The sequence below is a fragment of the Herbiconiux oxytropis genome (assembly GCF_024979315.1).
Taxonomy (GTDB): Bacteria; Actinomycetota; Actinomycetes; order Actinomycetales; family Microbacteriaceae; genus Herbiconiux; species Herbiconiux oxytropis.
Genome location: NZ_JANLCK010000005.1, coordinates 48,370 through 64,026, shown reverse-complemented (window position 1 = coordinate 64,026; position 15,657 = coordinate 48,370). Strand labels below are relative to the sequence as shown.

Sequence of the window (15,657 nt, the reverse complement as noted above, 5' to 3'; positions counted from 1 at the left end):
TCGGGTCGGGTGGGAGCGCCCAGCGGCCTTCGGGTCGGTGCGCTTGCTGTGCCGCGTGCCGCCTCTTCCACCCCACATCCACCCGGGCGGGCGCGGGCGCTAGAGGGTGGGCGGGGCGCTAGAGGGTGGGGGAGACGCGGATGGTGCCCACGGGCGTCGCACCCCCGTGGATGGCGAGGTCGAGGTCGGGGGTGAGGTCGGCCACCTGGGCGTCGGTGACGGCGCCGTGACGCGCGAGCAGGGTGAGGGCCACGAGGGTGGCGGCGCGGAGGCTGCCGTCGAGCACCTTCACCGCGACCGAGGAGCCGTCGGGCGTCGCCATCACCATGACGCCCTCGGCGCCGAGTTTCGCGACCACACCGAGGCGGTCGATCACCACGGTGTTCGCCCGGCCGGGGCCGTCGATGGCCCAGCCGTTCGCCAGGATGCTCGAGGTGAGGTGCGCCGCCGGCCCCGACGAGGCACGCCGGATGCGACCGATGCCTCGCGCGAGCGCCTCGAGCGACATCGCATGCACGGGAGCCCCGCATCCGTCGACGCCCGAGTGCGCCACCGGTGAGCCGGTCTCCCGCTCGACGACGGCGAGGATACGCTGCTGCAGCGGGTGCGCCGGGTCGAGGTAGGTCGCCGTGTCCCAGCCGTTCCGCACGCACGCGAGCAGCATCGCGGCGTGCTTGCCCGAGCAGTTCATGGAGATGCGCTCACGGCCACCATGTGCCCGGATGACCTCGTCGCGCGCGCTCGAGGCGCCCGGCCAGTCGGGTGGGCAGCCGAGCGCCGACGCCGGCAGCCCCGCCTCGGTCAGGATGGAGGAGACGACCTCGATGTGCGCGGGCGTCGCCGCGTGGCTCGCCGTCGCGAGCACGGTCTGCACCGGATCGAGCGAGACCCCCGACTCGAGCACCGCGAGCGCCTGGAACGGCTTCATGCACGATCGCGGGTAGACCGGCAGTGCGGGGGAGCCGACGCTGATGGCCACCTGGCCCGACGCATCCAGCACCACGGCCGAGCCGATGTGCCGCGACTCGACGAAGCCGCTGCGGTCGACGACCGCGAGTTCCGCCGATTCGGAGATCGTGGCGGTGCCCGGCATGCCGGCCCCTCCCGTCATCCCGGCCCCGCCCCTCAAGCCGGCCCCGTCGCTCATGCCGAGAGCTGGGCGAGCGCCTCGTCGATCACCGAGAGCGCGTCGAGCAGCAGCTCGTCCGAGATCGCGAGCGAGGGCAGGAACCGGAGCACGTTGCCGTAGGTGCCGGCGTTCAGCGCGAGCACGCCGTTCTGGGCGCAGTGCGCCACGATGGCGTTGACGGCCTCGGCGTGCGGGGTCTTGGTGGTCGACGCCGTGCCGGGCTCCACGAGCTCGATCGCGATCATGGCGCCGCGACCACGCACGTCGCCGATCACGTCGTACTTCTCCTGCAGCGCCGTCAATCCAGCGAGGAGCGTGGCGCCGATGCGGTCGGCCTCCGCGAGGAGCGACGCCGACTCGATCTGCTCGAACACCGCGACCGCGGCGGCCGCGGCCACCGGGTTGCCGCCGAAAGTGCCGCCGAGCCCGCCGGGCTGTGCGGAGTCCATGATCTCGGCGCGGCCGGTGACGCCCGCGAGCGGGAGGCCGCCCGCGATGCCCTTGGCCGAGAGCACCATGTCGGGCACGAGCCCGAAGTGGGTCGACGCGAAGTACTCGCCCGTGCGGGCCATGCCGCTCTGGATCTCGTCGGCGATGAAGACGATGCCCTTCTCGGTGCACCAGGCCTGCAGTGCGGGCAGGTAGCCCTCGGCAGGCACGACGAAACCGCCCTCGCCCTGGATGGGCTCCACCACGAGGCACGCGAGGTCGGCCGCGCCGACGGTCTTCTCGAGGTAGTTGATGGTGCGGGCGGCGGCCTCGGCACCCGACAGTCCGTCGTGGTAGGGGTAGGAGTTCGGCGCGCGGTAGACGTCGCCCGCGAGCGGCCCGAATCCGGTGGCGTAGGGGGCGGCCTTGAAGTTCATGGCCATCGTGAGGTTGGTGCGACCGTGATAGGCGTGGTCGAGCACGGCGACACCGTTGCGGCCGGTGAACTTGCGGGCGATCTTGACGCCGTTCTCCACAGCCTCCGCACCCGAGTTCACGAGCACCGTGCGCTTGGCGAAGTCGCCGGGGGTGTGCTCGGCGAGGAGCTCTGCCACGCGCACGTACTCCTCGTAGGGGGTGACCGTGAAGAGCGTGTGGGTGAGATCCTGCAGCTGAGCCGTCGCGGCCTCGACCACGGCCGCGTTCGCGTGCCCGACGGTGGTCACGCCGATGCCGGCGCCGAGGTCGATGAACTGGTTGCCGTCGACGTCGACCAGCACGGCCCCGCTCGCCTTGGCGACGTAGACGGGCAGCGCTGCCGTGACACCGGGCGGCACGACGGCGAGGCGTCGTTCGTGCAGCTCCTTCGACCGCGGGCCGGGGATCGCCGTGACGACCTTCCGCTCCTGGGGAACCGTGTAAACCGGGGCGTCGATGGTGTCAGTCATAGTGGTTCGAGTTTAGGCCAGGCTCGGCCCGAGCCGGGTTAGCATGGCCGGGTGACTCCTGAGCATCACTACAGCGTCGATGTCGAGTGGCTTGGCAATCGGGGGACCGGCACGAGCCACTACCGCGACTACGGGCGGCAGGGGCTGCTCACCGCCGCGGGCAAGCACGACATCGAGGTCTCGGCCGACAAGACCTTCCACGGCGACCGCGACCGCTGGAACCCCGAGGAACTGCTGCTCGCCGCCCTCGCCGAGTGCCACATGCTCTCGTTCCTGCACGTGGCGGTGCTGCACGGCCTCGTCGTGACGGCGTACACGGATGCCGCGACCGGCACCCTGGTGCAGCAGGGCGACGGCGGCCGGTTCACGAGCGCCGAGCTGCACCCGGTCGTCACGCTCGCAGTGGCCGAGGGTGCGGCCTCGCCCTCCGAGGAGGAGTTCGCCGCGCTCCACCGCGAGGCCGCCGAGAAGTGTTTCATCGCCAACTCGGTGAACTTCCCGGTGGGGCATTCGCCGCGACTCGTCGTGGCCTAGACCGTGGCCATGACGCGGCAGCAGAGGCTCGTCCTCGTCGTCGCCATCCTCGCCGCCTTCGTCTCCTTCCTCGACGCCACGGTCATCAACGTGGCGCTGCCGGCCATCAGCCGCGACCTCGGCGGTGAGCTGTCGACCCAGCAGTGGGTCGTCGACGCCTACCTCATCACCCTCGGTTCCGTCATCCTCCTCGCGGGCTCGCTGAGCGACGTCTACGGGCGCAAGCGCATCCTGCTGATCGGCCTCGTCGGCTTCGGCGTGGCGTCGCTGCTCTGCGCGTTCGCACCCACCGTGGAGTTCCTCATCGTGGCCCGCGCGCTGCAGGGCGTCGCGGGCGCCCTCCTCGTGCCGTCGTCGCTCGCGATCATCATCGCGACCTTCTCCGGTCCCGCCCAGGGTCGCGCCATCGGCACCTGGACCGCGTTCACGAGCGTCGCGAACATCGCCGGCCCCATCCTCGGCGGCGTGCTCGTCGACCAGGTGTCGTGGCGGCTGATCTTCGGCATCAACGTGCTGCCGATCGTCGTGACGGTCGTGCTGCTGACGAAGCTCGATCCGGATCGGCACCACGCGCCGGGAGCGCGCATCGACTACCCGGGCGCCGTGCTCGGCATGCTCGGCCTGGGGCTGCCGGTGTTCGCGCTCATCGAGCAGGCGAACTTCGGCTGGGGCTCGCCCGTCGTGCTCGTGCCGCTCGTGGTGGGACTGCTCGCTCTCGCGGCGTTCCTCGTGCACGAGCGCCGCACCGCGCAGCCGATGCTGCCGCTCGAGCTGTTCCGGGTGCGCAACTTCTCGGTGGGCAACGTCTCGACCTTCCTCATCTACGGCGCCCTCTCGCTCGGCTTCTTCAGCGTCGCCGTCTTCCTGCAGCAGGTCGCGGGCTACAGCGCGACGCTCGCGGGCTTCGCGATGATCCCCACGAGCATCCTGCTCATCGGCCTCTCGAGCCTCTTCGGGCGGTGGAGCGGGCGGATCGGGCCGCGCCTGTTCATGACGGTGGGCCCGCTCGTGGCCGGTGCCGGATTCCTGCTCATGCTGCGCTTCGACGAGAGCGCCGACTACCTCACCCAGGTGCTCCCGGCGGTCGTCGTCTTCGGTCTCGGCATGGCCATCACGGTCGCACCGCTCACCGCAGCCATCCTCGGGGCGATCGATCCCGCGCGCTCGGGCATCGCCTCCGCCGTGAACAACGCCGTCTCCCGCGTGGCCGGTCTCATCGCGGTGGCGCTCGCGAGCCTCATCGCGGGCACGGCGGTGCTCGATCTCGTGGGGTTCCACCGGGTGGTGCTCGTGACGGCCGTGTTCTTCGTGGCGGGCGGTCTCGTGGCCTTCGCGGGCATCCGCAACCCGGCGCCCGAGAAGGCCGCCGCTAACATGGAGCCGTCACCCGAGTAGCCGGCCGGGAATCCCCGCCTTCGCCGTGGCCAGAGATGTCGAGGACCGCGTGCCGAACGCAGCCCAGCCCGCCGCCGGCTACCGCGAAGCCTTCGCGGTCCCCGGATCCGTAGCGTTCTACACCGCGGGCTGGCTCGGCCGCCTGCCGCGCTCCACCCTCAGCCTCGGCGCCGTGCTCCTCGTGGCAGGGGAGACCGGCCGCTTCTCGCTCGCCGCGATGGTCGCCGCCGTGATGGTGATCGGCTCCGCCTTCATCGGCCCGCTCTGGTCGCGCGCGATGGACCGCGTGGGCCAGCGCCGCGTCCTCGCGGCCGGGTTCGCCGCCACCCTCGTCTCCGCGCTCGCCCTCCTCGGAGCGGTCACGGCCGAGCTGCCGCTCTGGACCTGGTTCGTCACCGCCCTCCTCCTCGGTGCGAGCACCGTCGACATCGGCTCGGTCACGCGCGCCCGCTGGAGCAGTCTGCTGCCGGCGGGCCACGACCGGCACTCCGCCTTCTCGCTCGAATCGGTGGCCGACGAGTCGGTCTACGTCATCGGCCCTCCCGTCGTGACCCTGCTCGCCGCCGCCGTGAGCCCCGTGCTCGGCTTCGCGGTGGGGCTCACCGCCGGGCTCGCGGGCATGGCCGCACTCATCCTGCTGCGCTCGACAACGCCCGCCGTGCATCCGGTGGCGGCAGAGGTCCACGCGCCGTCGGCCGGCCGCTTCAGACTCCTCGCCCCGCTCCCGCCCGGCATCGCGCTCCTCGTGCCGCTCTTCCTCGGCATCGGTCTCGTCTTCGGCGCGGTCGACCTCACCGCCGTGGGCTTCGCCGACGAGGAGGGCGTCCCCGCGGCCGCCGGCCTCCTGCTCGCCTCGTTCGCGGTCGGCAGCGTCGTGGCGGCGCTCGTCTTCGGCCTGCTGCGGTTGCGCCGAGCCCTCGAGCTCCGGGTGGGCGTCGCCGCTCTCGCCTACGCGGTCGTGGTGCCGGCCGTCGCCCTGATGCCCTCGATCGGCGCCGCATCCGTGGCACTGTTCGCCGCGGGCCTCGTGACCGCGCCGCTGCTGATCTCCGGCATGGGACTGGTGGAGTCGCGGGTCGATCGCGGGCGACTGACCGAGGCGCTCGCCTGGCCCTCGACGGCCATGAGCGTGGGTGTCACGATCGGATCCGCGCTCGCGGGCGTGCTCATCGACGCCGCCGGCGGCCGTGCGGGCTTCGCCGTCGCGGTGGTGGGGGCCATCGTCGCGGGCGTCTTCGGCGTGGTCACGCTCGCAGCGCATCGTGCCCGCTCCCAGCGGGTCGCCAGGTTGACCCAAGGCGACTGAGGAAGACTGGCCGCGATCCCCATCCACGAACGAAGAGGACTCATGCGTTCAATTCCGGCCGTCGCCGCAGCAGCCATCGCCGCGACCCTCCTGCTCGCGGGCTGCACCGCGACCCCCGACGGGGGCTCGGCGACGTCGACCCCCACGGCGGGCGCCGCTCCCGTCAACGAGTGCGCCGAGCCCGGCAGCGCGTCCGACTCCGTCACGGTCACGGGCGACATCGGCGCCCTCCCCACGACGGCGTTCCAGGGCCCGCTCACGGTCGACCGCACCGAGCGCACGATCGTCTCAGAGGGCGATGGCGACGAGGTGGAATTCGGCGACATCGCCAAGATCGACTTCACGATCTACAACGCCACCTCGGGCGACCAGGTCTTCACGACCCTCGAAGAGGGCCAGACCCCTCTCGCGCTGACGGTCGACACCGCCACGTACATCGCCGGTATCGTCAACTCCGTCGCGTGCGTGAACGAGGGTTCCCGTGTCGTCTCGGTCATCCCTCCGGCCGACGGCTTCGGTGCCGCCGGTGGCAACGAGGCGCTCGGCATCTCGGCCACAGATGCGCTCGTGATGGTCGCCGACATCGAGAGCATCGTGCCCGATCGTGCTGATGGCGAGGACCAGCCCGTGCAGGACGGCTTCCCGACGGTCGCGCTCGCCGATGACGGCACCCCCACCGTGACGACGCCGGAGGGTGCCGCCCCGACCACAACGCAGATCGCCGTGCTCAAGAAGGGCGACGGAGCCGTCGTGGCCGCAGGCGACCAGGTGCTCATGCAGTATCAGGGATCGATCTGGGGATCCGGCACGATCTTCGACCAGACCTGGGGCACAGGCGGTCCGCGCACGCTCAACTCGGCCCAGCTGATCCCCGGATTCACCGCCGCGCTCGTCGGTCAGACCGTCGGCTCGCAGGTGCTCGTCGTCATCCCGCCAGACCAGGGTTACGGTGCGGGTGGGAACGACGCAGCCGGCATCCTCGGCACCGACTCCCTCGTCTTCGTGATCGACATCCTCGACACCCAGGCCGCCGGATAGTCACTCCCGTGCAGCGGAGGAGCCGGTGGGACAATGAGATGATGAACGCGTGAAGCGCGTCATCATCCTTGGTTCCACCGGCTCCATCGGCGTGCAGGCGCTCGACGTCATCCGGCAGAACCCCGACCGGTTCGACGTGGTGGGCCTCGTGGCCGGCCGCAACCGCGAGGGGCTCGACGCGCAGGCCGCCGAATTCGGTGTCGACGACACCGGGCTCGGCGAGCTCGAGGCCGAGCAGCTCGTGCGCGACGTCGAGGCCGACGTGGTGCTGAACGGCATCACCGGATCGGTCGGACTCGGTCCGACCCTCGCCGCGCTCGAGGCCGGCCGCACGCTCGCGCTGGCCAACAAGGAGAGCCTCATCGTGGGCGGCGACCTCGTGAAGCGCGCGGCCTCGCCCGGCCAGATCGTGCCCGTCGACTCGGAGCACTCGGCGATCGCGCAGGCGCTCCGCTCCGGCACGGCCGCCGAGGTCTCGCGGCTCGTGCTCACGGCGTCCGGCGGGCCGTTCCGCGGTCGCAGCCGCGCGTCCATGACCGACGTCACCCCGCGCGAGGCGCTCGCGCACCCCACCTGGGACATGGGTCTCGTCGTCACCACGAACTCCGCCACCCTCGTGAACAAGGGGCTCGAGGTCATCGAGGCCCACCTCCTCTTCGACGTGCCCTACTCCGACATCGAGGTCACGGTGCATCCGCAGTCGGTCGTGCACTCCATGGTCGAGTTCTCCGACGGCTCGACCATCGCCCAGGCGTCCCCGCCCGACATGCGGCTGCCGATCGCCCTCGGGCTCGACTGGCCGGCCCGCGTGGCCGGGGTCGGCGTGCCGATCGACTGGACGGCATCCCACACCTGGGAGTTCGCGCCCCTCGATGAGGTGGCATTCCCCGCCGTCGCGCTCGCGAAGCAGGTCGGCCGGGCCGGAGGCGGCTACCCGGCGGTCTTCAACGCGGCCAACGAGCAGGCCGTCGCGGCCTTCCACGAGGGGCGGATCGGGTTCCTCGACATCGTCGACACCGTGCAGCGCGCGGTCGACCTGTTCGAGCCGGAGTCCGCTCCCGTCACCCGGGAGACCCTCGCCGAGACCGAGCTCTGGGCCAGGGCCGCGGCCGATCGGCTGCTCGCAGCCGTCTGAGGCGTCGGGCCTGAGCCTTCGCTCACCGCATCCGGCGCTGGGCGAGCTCAGAACCCCCGCACAGCCAACCATCAGCGCCCCGGCGGCCGCGGCGGGTAATGTCACCGTGTGGAAACGGTCCTTCAGTTCGTGCTCGGCGTGCTCATCATCGCCGTCGGGGTCGCCTTCTCGATCGGCCTCCACGAGGTCGGGCACCTGCTGCCCGCCAAGCTCTTCGGCATCAAGGTCACGCAGTACATGATCGGCTTCGGGCCGACCGTGTTCTCCCGGGTGAAGGGCGAGACCGAGTACGGCCTCAAGGCGATCCCGCTCGGCGGCTACATCTCGATGATCGGCATGTTCCCGCCGCGCGGTGCGAACGAGCGCGCGGCCTCCAACAGCACGGGCTTCTTCCAGCAGATGGTCACGGATGCGCGCGCGCAGTCCCAGCTCACCATCGGCCTCGACGAGGATCGCGCCTTCTACAAGAAGCCCGTCTGGCAGCGCATGATCGTGATGCTCGGCGGACCGTTCATGAACCTCGTGCTCGCCATGGTGTTCTTCTCGATCGTGCTCGTGGGCTTCGGAACCCTGCAGCCCTCCACGACCGTCGGCAGCGTGAGCGCGTGCGTGCTGCCCGCCACGAGCGAGCGGCAGACCTGTGAGGCGGGCGACCAGGAGTCGCCGGGGGCTGCGGCCGGCCTCCTCCCGGGCGACCGCCTCGTCAGCATCGACGGCACCGCCATCACGAGCTGGGAGCAGTCGACCGAGATCATCCGCGACTCCGCGGGCGACGCCCTGCCCGTGGTGGTGGAGCGCGACGGCGAGGAGCTCGACCTCACCCTCACCCCGCTCCTCACCGAGCGCTACGTGCTCGACGACGCGGGCGAGACGGTCACGGATGCCTCGGGCTCGCCCGTCATCGAGGAGGTCGGCTTCGTGGGCATGGGCTCGGCCCAGGCGCTCACGCCGCAGCCCATCACCTCGGTGCCCGCCTTCGTGGGCGACAACATCGTGCACACGATCGGCATCGTGGTGAACCTGCCGCAGCGCCTCTACGACGTGGCCGAGGCAGCCTTCGGGCCGGGGGAGCGCGATCCCAACGGCCCCATCAGCGTGGTCGGCGTGGGCCGGGTCGCCGGTGAGATCGCGGCGCTCGATTCCATCTCGCTCGAGGCCAAGGCGGCGAGCCTGCTCGGGCTCCTCGGTTCGCTCAACGTCGCGCTGTTCGTGATCAACCTCGTGCCGCTGACGCCGCTCGATGGCGGGCACGTGGTCGCCGCCGCCTGGGAGGGCATCCGGCGCTTCTTCGCCAAGCTCTTCAAGCGCAAGGATCCGGGGCCCGTCGACGCGGCCAAGCTCATGCCGCTGACCTTCGCGGTCGTCATCCTGTTCGGCGGCATGACCGCACTGCTGGTCTACGCCGACATCGTGAAGCCGGTCGACATCTTCGGCTGACGGGAATTCACCCGGCGCTGACCGCTCGCTCAGACAGCGGTTCTAGACTGAATCCGTGCCAGCAGTCAACTTGGGGATGCCCAAGCCCCCGCCCGAGACCCTCGCTCCCCGCCGCAAGTCCCGGCAGATCAAGGTGGGCAAGGTGCTCGTGGGCGGAGACGCCCCCGTGAGCGTGCAGTCGATGACCACGACGCCCACCCCGAACATCAACGCGACCCTCCAGCAGATCGCCGAGCTCACGGCCTCCGGCTGCGACATCGTGCGCGTGGCCGTGCCTTCGCGCGACGACGCCGAGGCGCTGCCGATCATCGCCAAGAAGTCGCAGATCCCCGTGATCGCCGACATCCACTTCCAGCCCAACTACGTCTTCGCGGCCATCGACGCCGGGTGCGCGGCCGTGCGCGTGAACCCAGGCAACATCCGCAAGTTCGACGACCAGGTGGGCAAGATCGCGGCCGCGGCCGCCGCGGCCGGGGTCTCCATTCGGATCGGCGTCAACGCCGGTTCGCTCGAGCCCTCGCTCATGCAGAAGTACGGCAGGGCCACGCCCGAGGCGCTCGTCGAGAGCGCCGTGTGGGAGGCGTCGCTGTTCGAGGAGCACGGGTTCCACGACTTCAAGATCTCGGTCAAGCACAACGACCCGATCATCATGGTGAAGGCCTATCGCCTGCTCGCCGAGCGGGGCGATTGGCCGCTCCACCTCGGGGTCACCGAGGCCGGCCCGTCGTTCCAGGGCACCATCAAAAGCGCGACGGCCTTCGGCATCCTGCTCTCGGAGGGCATCGGCGACACCATCCGCGTGTCGCTGTCGGCCCCTCCCGCCGAGGAGGTCAAGGTGGGGCTGCAGATCCTGCAGTCGCTGAACCTCCGCGAGCGCAAGCTCGAGATCGTCTCCTGCCCCTCGTGCGGCCGTGCCCAGGTGGATGTGTACAAGCTCGCGAACGACGTGACCGACGGGCTCGAGGGCATGACCGTTCCGCTCCGCGTGGCCGTCATGGGCTGCGTCGTCAACGGGCCGGGCGAGGCCCGCGAGGCCGACCTCGGGGTCGCCTCGGGCAACGGCAAGGGTCAGATCTTCGTGAAGGGCGAGGTCATCAAGACCGTTCCCGAGTCGGAGATCGTGGCCACCCTCATCGAGGAGGCCAACCGGCTCGCCGCCGAGATGCCCGCAGGAGAGGTCGGTTCGCCCCAGGTCGTCACGGTCTGAGTCGACGTTAGTCTGGCATCGTGACGCACTACTTCGAGGACTTCGAACCCGGTCAGGTGTTCACGACCCCCGGCAAGACCGTCACCGAGACCGATCTCGTGATGTTCACGGCGCTCACGAACGACAACAACCAGGTGCACACCGACGCGGAGTTCGCCGCCTCCACCCGCTACGGCCAGCGCGTGGTGCCCGGCCTCTTCGGGGCGTCGCTCAGCCTGGGGCTGATCGCGCGCACCGGTGTCTTCGAAGGCAGTGCGGTGGCGCTCCTCGGCATCGACGCCTGGCGCTTCTCCGCGCCCGTCTTCATCGGCGACACGCTCACCTGTCGAGTCGAGATCCTCGGCACGCGGCTGACCTCCTCGGGCACCACGGCGGTCGTCGAGCGGCAGCTCACCCTGCAGAACCAGCGCGGCGAGACCGTCCAGTCGGGCCGCATGGACATCCTCGTCCTCACCCGGGCCGCGGCCCTCCCCACCTCCTCCGCCTGACCCCGCCGCCCCGCCCACTTGACACAAGATGTGCCAAGTCGGCGCTTGTGGGCGCACCTTCTGTCAAGTCGGCGGAGTGGGGCGGGCGGCTTCCGAGCGGGGGAGGCGGCGCGGGTTCAGGCGGCGGTGTAGCCGCCGTCGACGGGGAGGACGACTCCCGTGATGAAGGCGGCGGCGGGGGAGGCCAGGAACACGATCGCGTCGGCCACCTCCTCGGGCTGGGCGATGCGGCCGAGCGGATGCGTCGCCGCGATCCCGGCGAGCACCGCCTCCGGATCGGGCAATTCGGCGAGAGGGCGCCGGATGAACGGCGTGTCGATCGTGCCCGGCGCGATCGCGTTGGCCCGGATGCCATGGGGGGCGTACTCGATCGCGAGCGCCTTGGTGAAGTTCGCGATCGCCCCCTTCGTGGCCCCGTACGCCGTCTGGTTCGCGAGCCCCACGATGCCCGAGATCGACGTCACGTTCACCACGGCGCCCCCGCCCCGCTCGACCATCGCGGGCAGCGCCGCCCGGCTGAACAGGAACATGCTCCGCACGTTCGTGGTCATCAGCCCGTCCCACTCCTCGAGCGAGGTCTCGGCAAGCGGCTTCAGCAGGAACCGCGCGGCGTTGTTGACGAGCACATCGATCCGCCCGAATCGCGAGAGGGCGGCGGCCACGGCGGCCTCGGCCGTTCCCGGATGCGACACGTCGCCCACCACGGCCACGACCCCGTCGTCGGACTCGAGCCCTCGCACCCCCTCATCGAGGTCGACCGCCACGACACGAGCACCGCGTGAGCGGAACCGCCCCACCACAGCGGCTCCCAGGCCGCTCGCCGCCCCGGTCACGATGGCCACGACGTCGTTCAGATCAGCAGCAGGGGCAGCAGGCACGTCGACATCCTTGTCGTAGAGAAGTGATGACGCGATCGTATGACAATCTGCAGGCCATCACCAGGCCAGGGCGCCCCCCTCCCGGGTTCGCAGCACGGGGGCCGCGGCCAGAAGCGCCCGCGTGTAGGCATGCGAAGGCGCGGCGAACACCGAGGCCGCAGGTCCCTGCTCCACGATCCGCCCGTCCTTCATCACGGCGAGCTCATCGCTCATGTGCTGCACGACTCCCAGATCGTGCGAGATGAAGAGGTACGCGACCCCCCGCTCCCGTTGCAGGGCATCGAGAAGGTCGAGGATCTGCGCCTGAATCGAGACGTCGAGAGCGGAGACCGGCTCGTCGAGCACGATCACGCTCGGCTGCGGAGCGAGCGCCCGCGCGATAGACACCCGCTGCCGCTGCCCGCCCGACAGCTGCAGCGGCCGGGCCGACGCCACCCGCGCCTCGAGCCCCACCTCTTCCAGCAGCCCCTCGACCGACCCCTGGCCCCTCAGTGCATCCGAGAGGATCTGCTGCACGGTCAACCGCGGATCGAACGACGACAGTGCGTCTTGATAGACGGCCCCCAACGAAGCCCGCCGCGCCCGCCGATCGCGCTCCCGCCCAGGAACCCACGCCTCCCCGCCCAGCCGCACGCTCCCCTCATCCGGAGCAGTCAGCCCCAGCACGATCCGCGCCACGGTCGTCTTCCCCGACCCCGACTCTCCCACGAGCCCCACAGTCGTCCCAGCCCTCACCCCCAACGAGACCCCGTCGACAGCCTTGCGCCCCCCAAGCCCCCCGAACGTCTTCGACACCCCAGCAACCTCGAGCACCCACGCCTCGCCCGACCCCGGGAGCAGTGGGGTGGACATTCCCTCCGAGGCGCTGGTCACCCGCGCCTCGCCCGACCCCGGGAGCAGTGGGGTGGACATTCCCTCCGAGGCGCTGGTGGGCCTGGCAGGCGTCGGCGAAGCCGATGCGGGACGCGACTCGGAGGGAATGTCCACCCCACTGCTCCCACCCCGAGCAACAGGCGAACCACCCCGAGCAACCCGCGAACCACCCCGAGCAACCAGCGAGACCCCCCGAGCAACCCCCGCAGGCACAGCCCGAAGCAGCGCCTTCGTATACGAAGAACGAGGATCCCCGAGCACGGCCTCGACGGTCCCCGCCTCCACGACCCGCCCCCCGCGCATCACCAGCACGTCGTCGGCGATCCGCGACACCACGGCGAGATCGTGACTGATGAACAGCAGCCCGGTGCCCCGAGCCTTGATGGTCTCGAACAGCCCCAGGATCTGCGCCTGCACGGTGCTGTCGAGTGCGGTCGTGGGTTCGTCGGCGATCAGCAGGGCGGGAGAGGCGGCCAGCGCGGAGGCGATCAGTGCCCGCTGCCGCAGCCCGCCCGACAGCTCGCCCGACCGCTGTCGCATCCGCGAGCGCGGCTCCGGCATCCCGACCGACTCGAGCAGCTCCTCCACTCTGGCCCGTCTCCCGGCCTCCGACAGCGTCGTATGCAGCCGCAGCGCGTCGGCGATCTCCCGCCCGATCGGGCGGAGCGGATCCAGCGACACGAGCGCATCCTGCACCACGAGCCCGATCCGCCCGCCTCGCACGCGGCGCCAGGCGGCCGCGGAGGCGCCGAGCATCGAGATGCCGTCGACCTCGAGAGCGTCGGCGGTCACCCACGACCCCGGGCCCACGAGCCCCACGAGCGCGCGCGCCGTGACGGATTTCCCCGACCCGGACTCGCCGACGATCGCCAGCGAGCGCCCGGCCCGCACCTCGAACGACACCCCGTCGACCACGGCGGGCCCGCGCTCCGAGGCGCGGGAGCGAGCGCCGAATCCGCTCCGCCCGCCACCGAATCCGACCCGCAGGCCCTCGACCCGCACGAGCACCTCTCCGACTCCCGTGGTCTCGTCGCCCCCGCTCATTGCGGCCTCCTTCTCTGCAGTGCCCGACCGAGCACCGTGGTGGCGGCCGCGCTCAGCACGATCGCGAGCCCCGGGAAGAACGTGAGCCACCACGCCGTGGCGAGATAGTTCTTGCCGGCGAAGAGCATCGCACCCCACTCGGCGGCGGGCGGTTCGGCTCCGAGCCCCAGGTAGCTGAGCGCGGCCGCCCAGACGATGGCCTGGCCGACCCCGAGCGTCACGAGCACGAACACGGGCACGACCGCGTTCGGCAGGATGTGCCGACTCAGGATGCGGGTGCGCGAGCGGCCGAGCACGACGGCGGCCTCGACATACGGGGAGGCGGCGACGGATCGGGTCTGCGAGCGGATGATGCGCGCGTATCCCGGCGCCGTCGCGAGCCCCACGGCGATCGTCGAGGTCACGACTCCCGGACCGTAGACGGTGATCACGAGGAGCGCCAGCAGCAGCCCCGGAAAGGCGAACAGCACTTCGAGCAGCCGGCTCACCCCGAAGTCCACGATCCGCCCGCCGAGTGCCGCCGCGAGCCCGAGCACGAGCGCGAGTGCGATGCCGATGGCGGTGGCGGCCACGCCGATCACGAGCGAGGGTGCTGCACCGTGCACGACGCGCGTGTAGATGTCGCGCCCCGACTCGTCGGTGCCGAACGGATGCCCCCACTGCGGTGCGAGGAATGCCTCGCCGGGATCGATGGCGAGCGGGTCGCCGGGGGCGAGCAGCCAGGGCGCCACGGCGGCCACGAGCAGCAACCCGAGGAACGCGATCGCGACCCACTGGGCGGCCCCGAGCATCCGCCCGCCGTCGCCTCCGCGCGCCCGCACGTCCGCCTCGGCCCCGATCAGCGCGGTCACGAGACCCGCTCCTGTTCCCGCTCGCGCACGGCGAGTCGAGGATCGGCGACGCGGGAGACCGCATCCGTCAGCACCGTCATGATCACGTAGCCGAGCGCCACGACGAGCACGACCCCGATCACGAGCGGCACGTCACGGAGCTGCACCGCGTTCAGCAGTGTGCGCCCGAGCCCGGGCCTGGCGAAGATCGTCTCGACCACCACGGCGCCCGAGATGAGCCACCCGAACGCCCAGCCCGAGAGGGCGATGCCCGGGAGCGCTCCGTGCCGCAGCACGTGCCGCCACCGCACACCGCTCTCGCCTTCGCCGCGGGCGCGGGCGGAGAGCACGAACGGCGCGTCGAGCGCATCCAGCACCGACTCGCGCATGACCTGCCCGAGGAACCCGGCGAGCGGAAGTGCGAGGGTCAGCACCGGGAGCACGAGCCCCTCGGGCCCCTGCGTCGAGACGGCGGGGAGCCAGCGCAGCGTCGTGCTGAAGATCAGCACGAGCACGGTCGCGAGCCAGAAGTGCGGCACCGCGGCCGCCACGATCTCGAGCCCCGAGCCGACGACCCCGGCCACCCGCCCGCCGCGTGTCGACCACACCGCGAGCCCGAGCGCGATCGCCCAGGCCACCGCGAGCGCGAGCACGGCGAGCAGCAGCGTGCCGCCGATCTGCGCGCCGATCACCTCGGAGACCGGTGTGCGCAGCGAGTACGACGACCCCAGGTCGCCGCCGAGGAGCCGCGAGAAGTAGAGCCCGTACTGCGCCCAGATCGACTGGTCGAGCCCGTACTCGGCCCGCACCGCCGCGAGCGCCTCGGCACTCGCCTGCGATCCGGGCCCCCCGAGGATGGCCTGGGCCGGGTCGCCCGGGATGAGCCGCAGCCCGAAGAACGTCAGCGTAGCCGCGGCCCAGAGCACGAACACCCCGCCGAGCACCCGCAGCCCGATCCGTCCGGCCCGCCGCAATCCCACCCGGTCG

General features: G+C 71.3%; 14 protein-coding genes. 8 read left to right on the top strand and 6 right to left on the bottom strand.

Going from position 1 to position 15,657, the window contains the following annotated elements; genetic code table 11:
- Positions 1-118 precede the first annotated feature (118 nt).
- Positions 119-1,093 (bottom strand): asparaginase, encoded by a 975-nt coding sequence (locus N1028_RS10850; RefSeq protein ID WP_259529101.1) that lies wholly within the window; start codon positions 1,091-1,093, stop codon positions 119-121.
- Positions 1,094-1,143: 50 nt separating this feature from the next.
- A complete protein-coding gene (gene gabT / locus N1028_RS10845) occupies positions 1,144-2,505 on the bottom strand; it encodes a 4-aminobutyrate--2-oxoglutarate transaminase (RefSeq protein WP_259528456.1) in 1,362 nt (453 codons plus the stop codon).
- Positions 2,506-2,556: 51 nt separating this feature from the next.
- On the opposite strand from gabT, the gene N1028_RS10840 reads away from it, so the two are divergent.
- From N1028_RS10840 to N1028_RS10805, 8 genes are all read left to right on the top strand, one after another.
- Positions 2,557-3,039, top strand: coding sequence for an OsmC family protein (locus N1028_RS10840; protein ID WP_259528448.1), 483 nt, complete (start codon positions 2,557-2,559; stop codon positions 3,037-3,039).
- 9 nt (positions 3,040-3,048) lie between these two features.
- Positions 3,049-4,434 carry an MFS transporter gene (locus tag N1028_RS10835; protein ID WP_259528445.1) on the top strand — a complete coding sequence of 462 codons (1,386 nt, stop codon included), beginning with the start codon at positions 3,049-3,051 and terminating at the stop codon, positions 4,432-4,434.
- A 49-nt stretch (positions 4,435-4,483) separates the two neighbouring features.
- A complete protein-coding gene (locus N1028_RS10830) occupies positions 4,484-5,740 on the top strand; it encodes an MFS transporter (RefSeq protein WP_259528443.1) in 1,257 nt (418 codons plus the stop codon).
- Between the two features lie 42 nt (positions 5,741-5,782).
- Complete coding sequence (locus N1028_RS10825) at positions 5,783-6,778, top strand: FKBP-type peptidyl-prolyl cis-trans isomerase (protein ID WP_259528441.1); 996 nt, start codon at positions 5,783-5,785, stop codon at positions 6,776-6,778.
- Between the two features lie 49 nt (positions 6,779-6,827).
- A complete protein-coding gene (locus N1028_RS10820; RefSeq protein ID WP_259528439.1) occupies positions 6,828-7,913 on the top strand; it encodes a 1-deoxy-D-xylulose-5-phosphate reductoisomerase in 1,086 nt (361 codons plus the stop codon).
- A 108-nt stretch (positions 7,914-8,021) separates the two neighbouring features.
- Positions 8,022-9,350 carry a M50 family metallopeptidase gene (locus tag N1028_RS10815; RefSeq protein WP_259528436.1) on the top strand — a complete coding sequence of 443 codons (1,329 nt, stop codon included), beginning with the start codon at positions 8,022-8,024 and terminating at the stop codon, positions 9,348-9,350.
- Positions 9,351-9,405: 55 nt separating this feature from the next.
- Entirely contained in the window at positions 9,406-10,557 is a 1,152-nt protein-coding gene (gene ispG / locus N1028_RS10810; RefSeq protein ID WP_259528434.1) for a flavodoxin-dependent (E)-4-hydroxy-3-methylbut-2-enyl-diphosphate synthase, read from the top strand.
- Positions 10,558-10,577: 20 nt separating this feature from the next.
- Complete coding sequence (locus N1028_RS10805; protein WP_259528424.1) at positions 10,578-11,045, top strand: MaoC/PaaZ C-terminal domain-containing protein; 468 nt, start codon at positions 10,578-10,580, stop codon at positions 11,043-11,045.
- 116 nt (positions 11,046-11,161) lie between these two features.
- Here N1028_RS10805 and N1028_RS10800 read toward each other — a convergent pair whose 3' ends face one another.
- The 4 genes from N1028_RS10800 to N1028_RS10785 are packed head-to-tail and all read right to left on the bottom strand — an operon-like array spanning position 11,162 to position 15,650.
- Positions 11,162-11,923 carry an SDR family NAD(P)-dependent oxidoreductase gene (locus tag N1028_RS10800; RefSeq protein ID WP_259528408.1) on the bottom strand — a complete coding sequence of 254 codons (762 nt, stop codon included), beginning with the start codon at positions 11,921-11,923 and terminating at the stop codon, positions 11,162-11,164.
- A 57-nt stretch (positions 11,924-11,980) separates the two neighbouring features.
- Positions 11,981-13,840, bottom strand: a complete 1,860-nt coding sequence (locus N1028_RS10795) for a dipeptide ABC transporter ATP-binding protein (RefSeq protein WP_259528404.1) — start codon at positions 13,838-13,840, stop codon at positions 11,981-11,983.
- A complete protein-coding gene (locus N1028_RS10790; protein ID WP_259529100.1) occupies positions 13,837-14,631 on the bottom strand; it encodes an ABC transporter permease in 795 nt (264 codons plus the stop codon). Before N1028_RS10790 ends, N1028_RS10795 begins: the two co-directional genes overlap by 4 nt.
- A gap of 56 nt (positions 14,632-14,687) precedes the next feature.
- Positions 14,688-15,650: an ABC transporter permease gene (locus N1028_RS10785; protein ID WP_259528402.1), complete on the bottom strand. Its 963-nt coding sequence runs from the start codon at positions 15,648-15,650 to the stop codon at positions 14,688-14,690.
- Positions 15,651-15,657 lie beyond the last annotated feature (7 nt).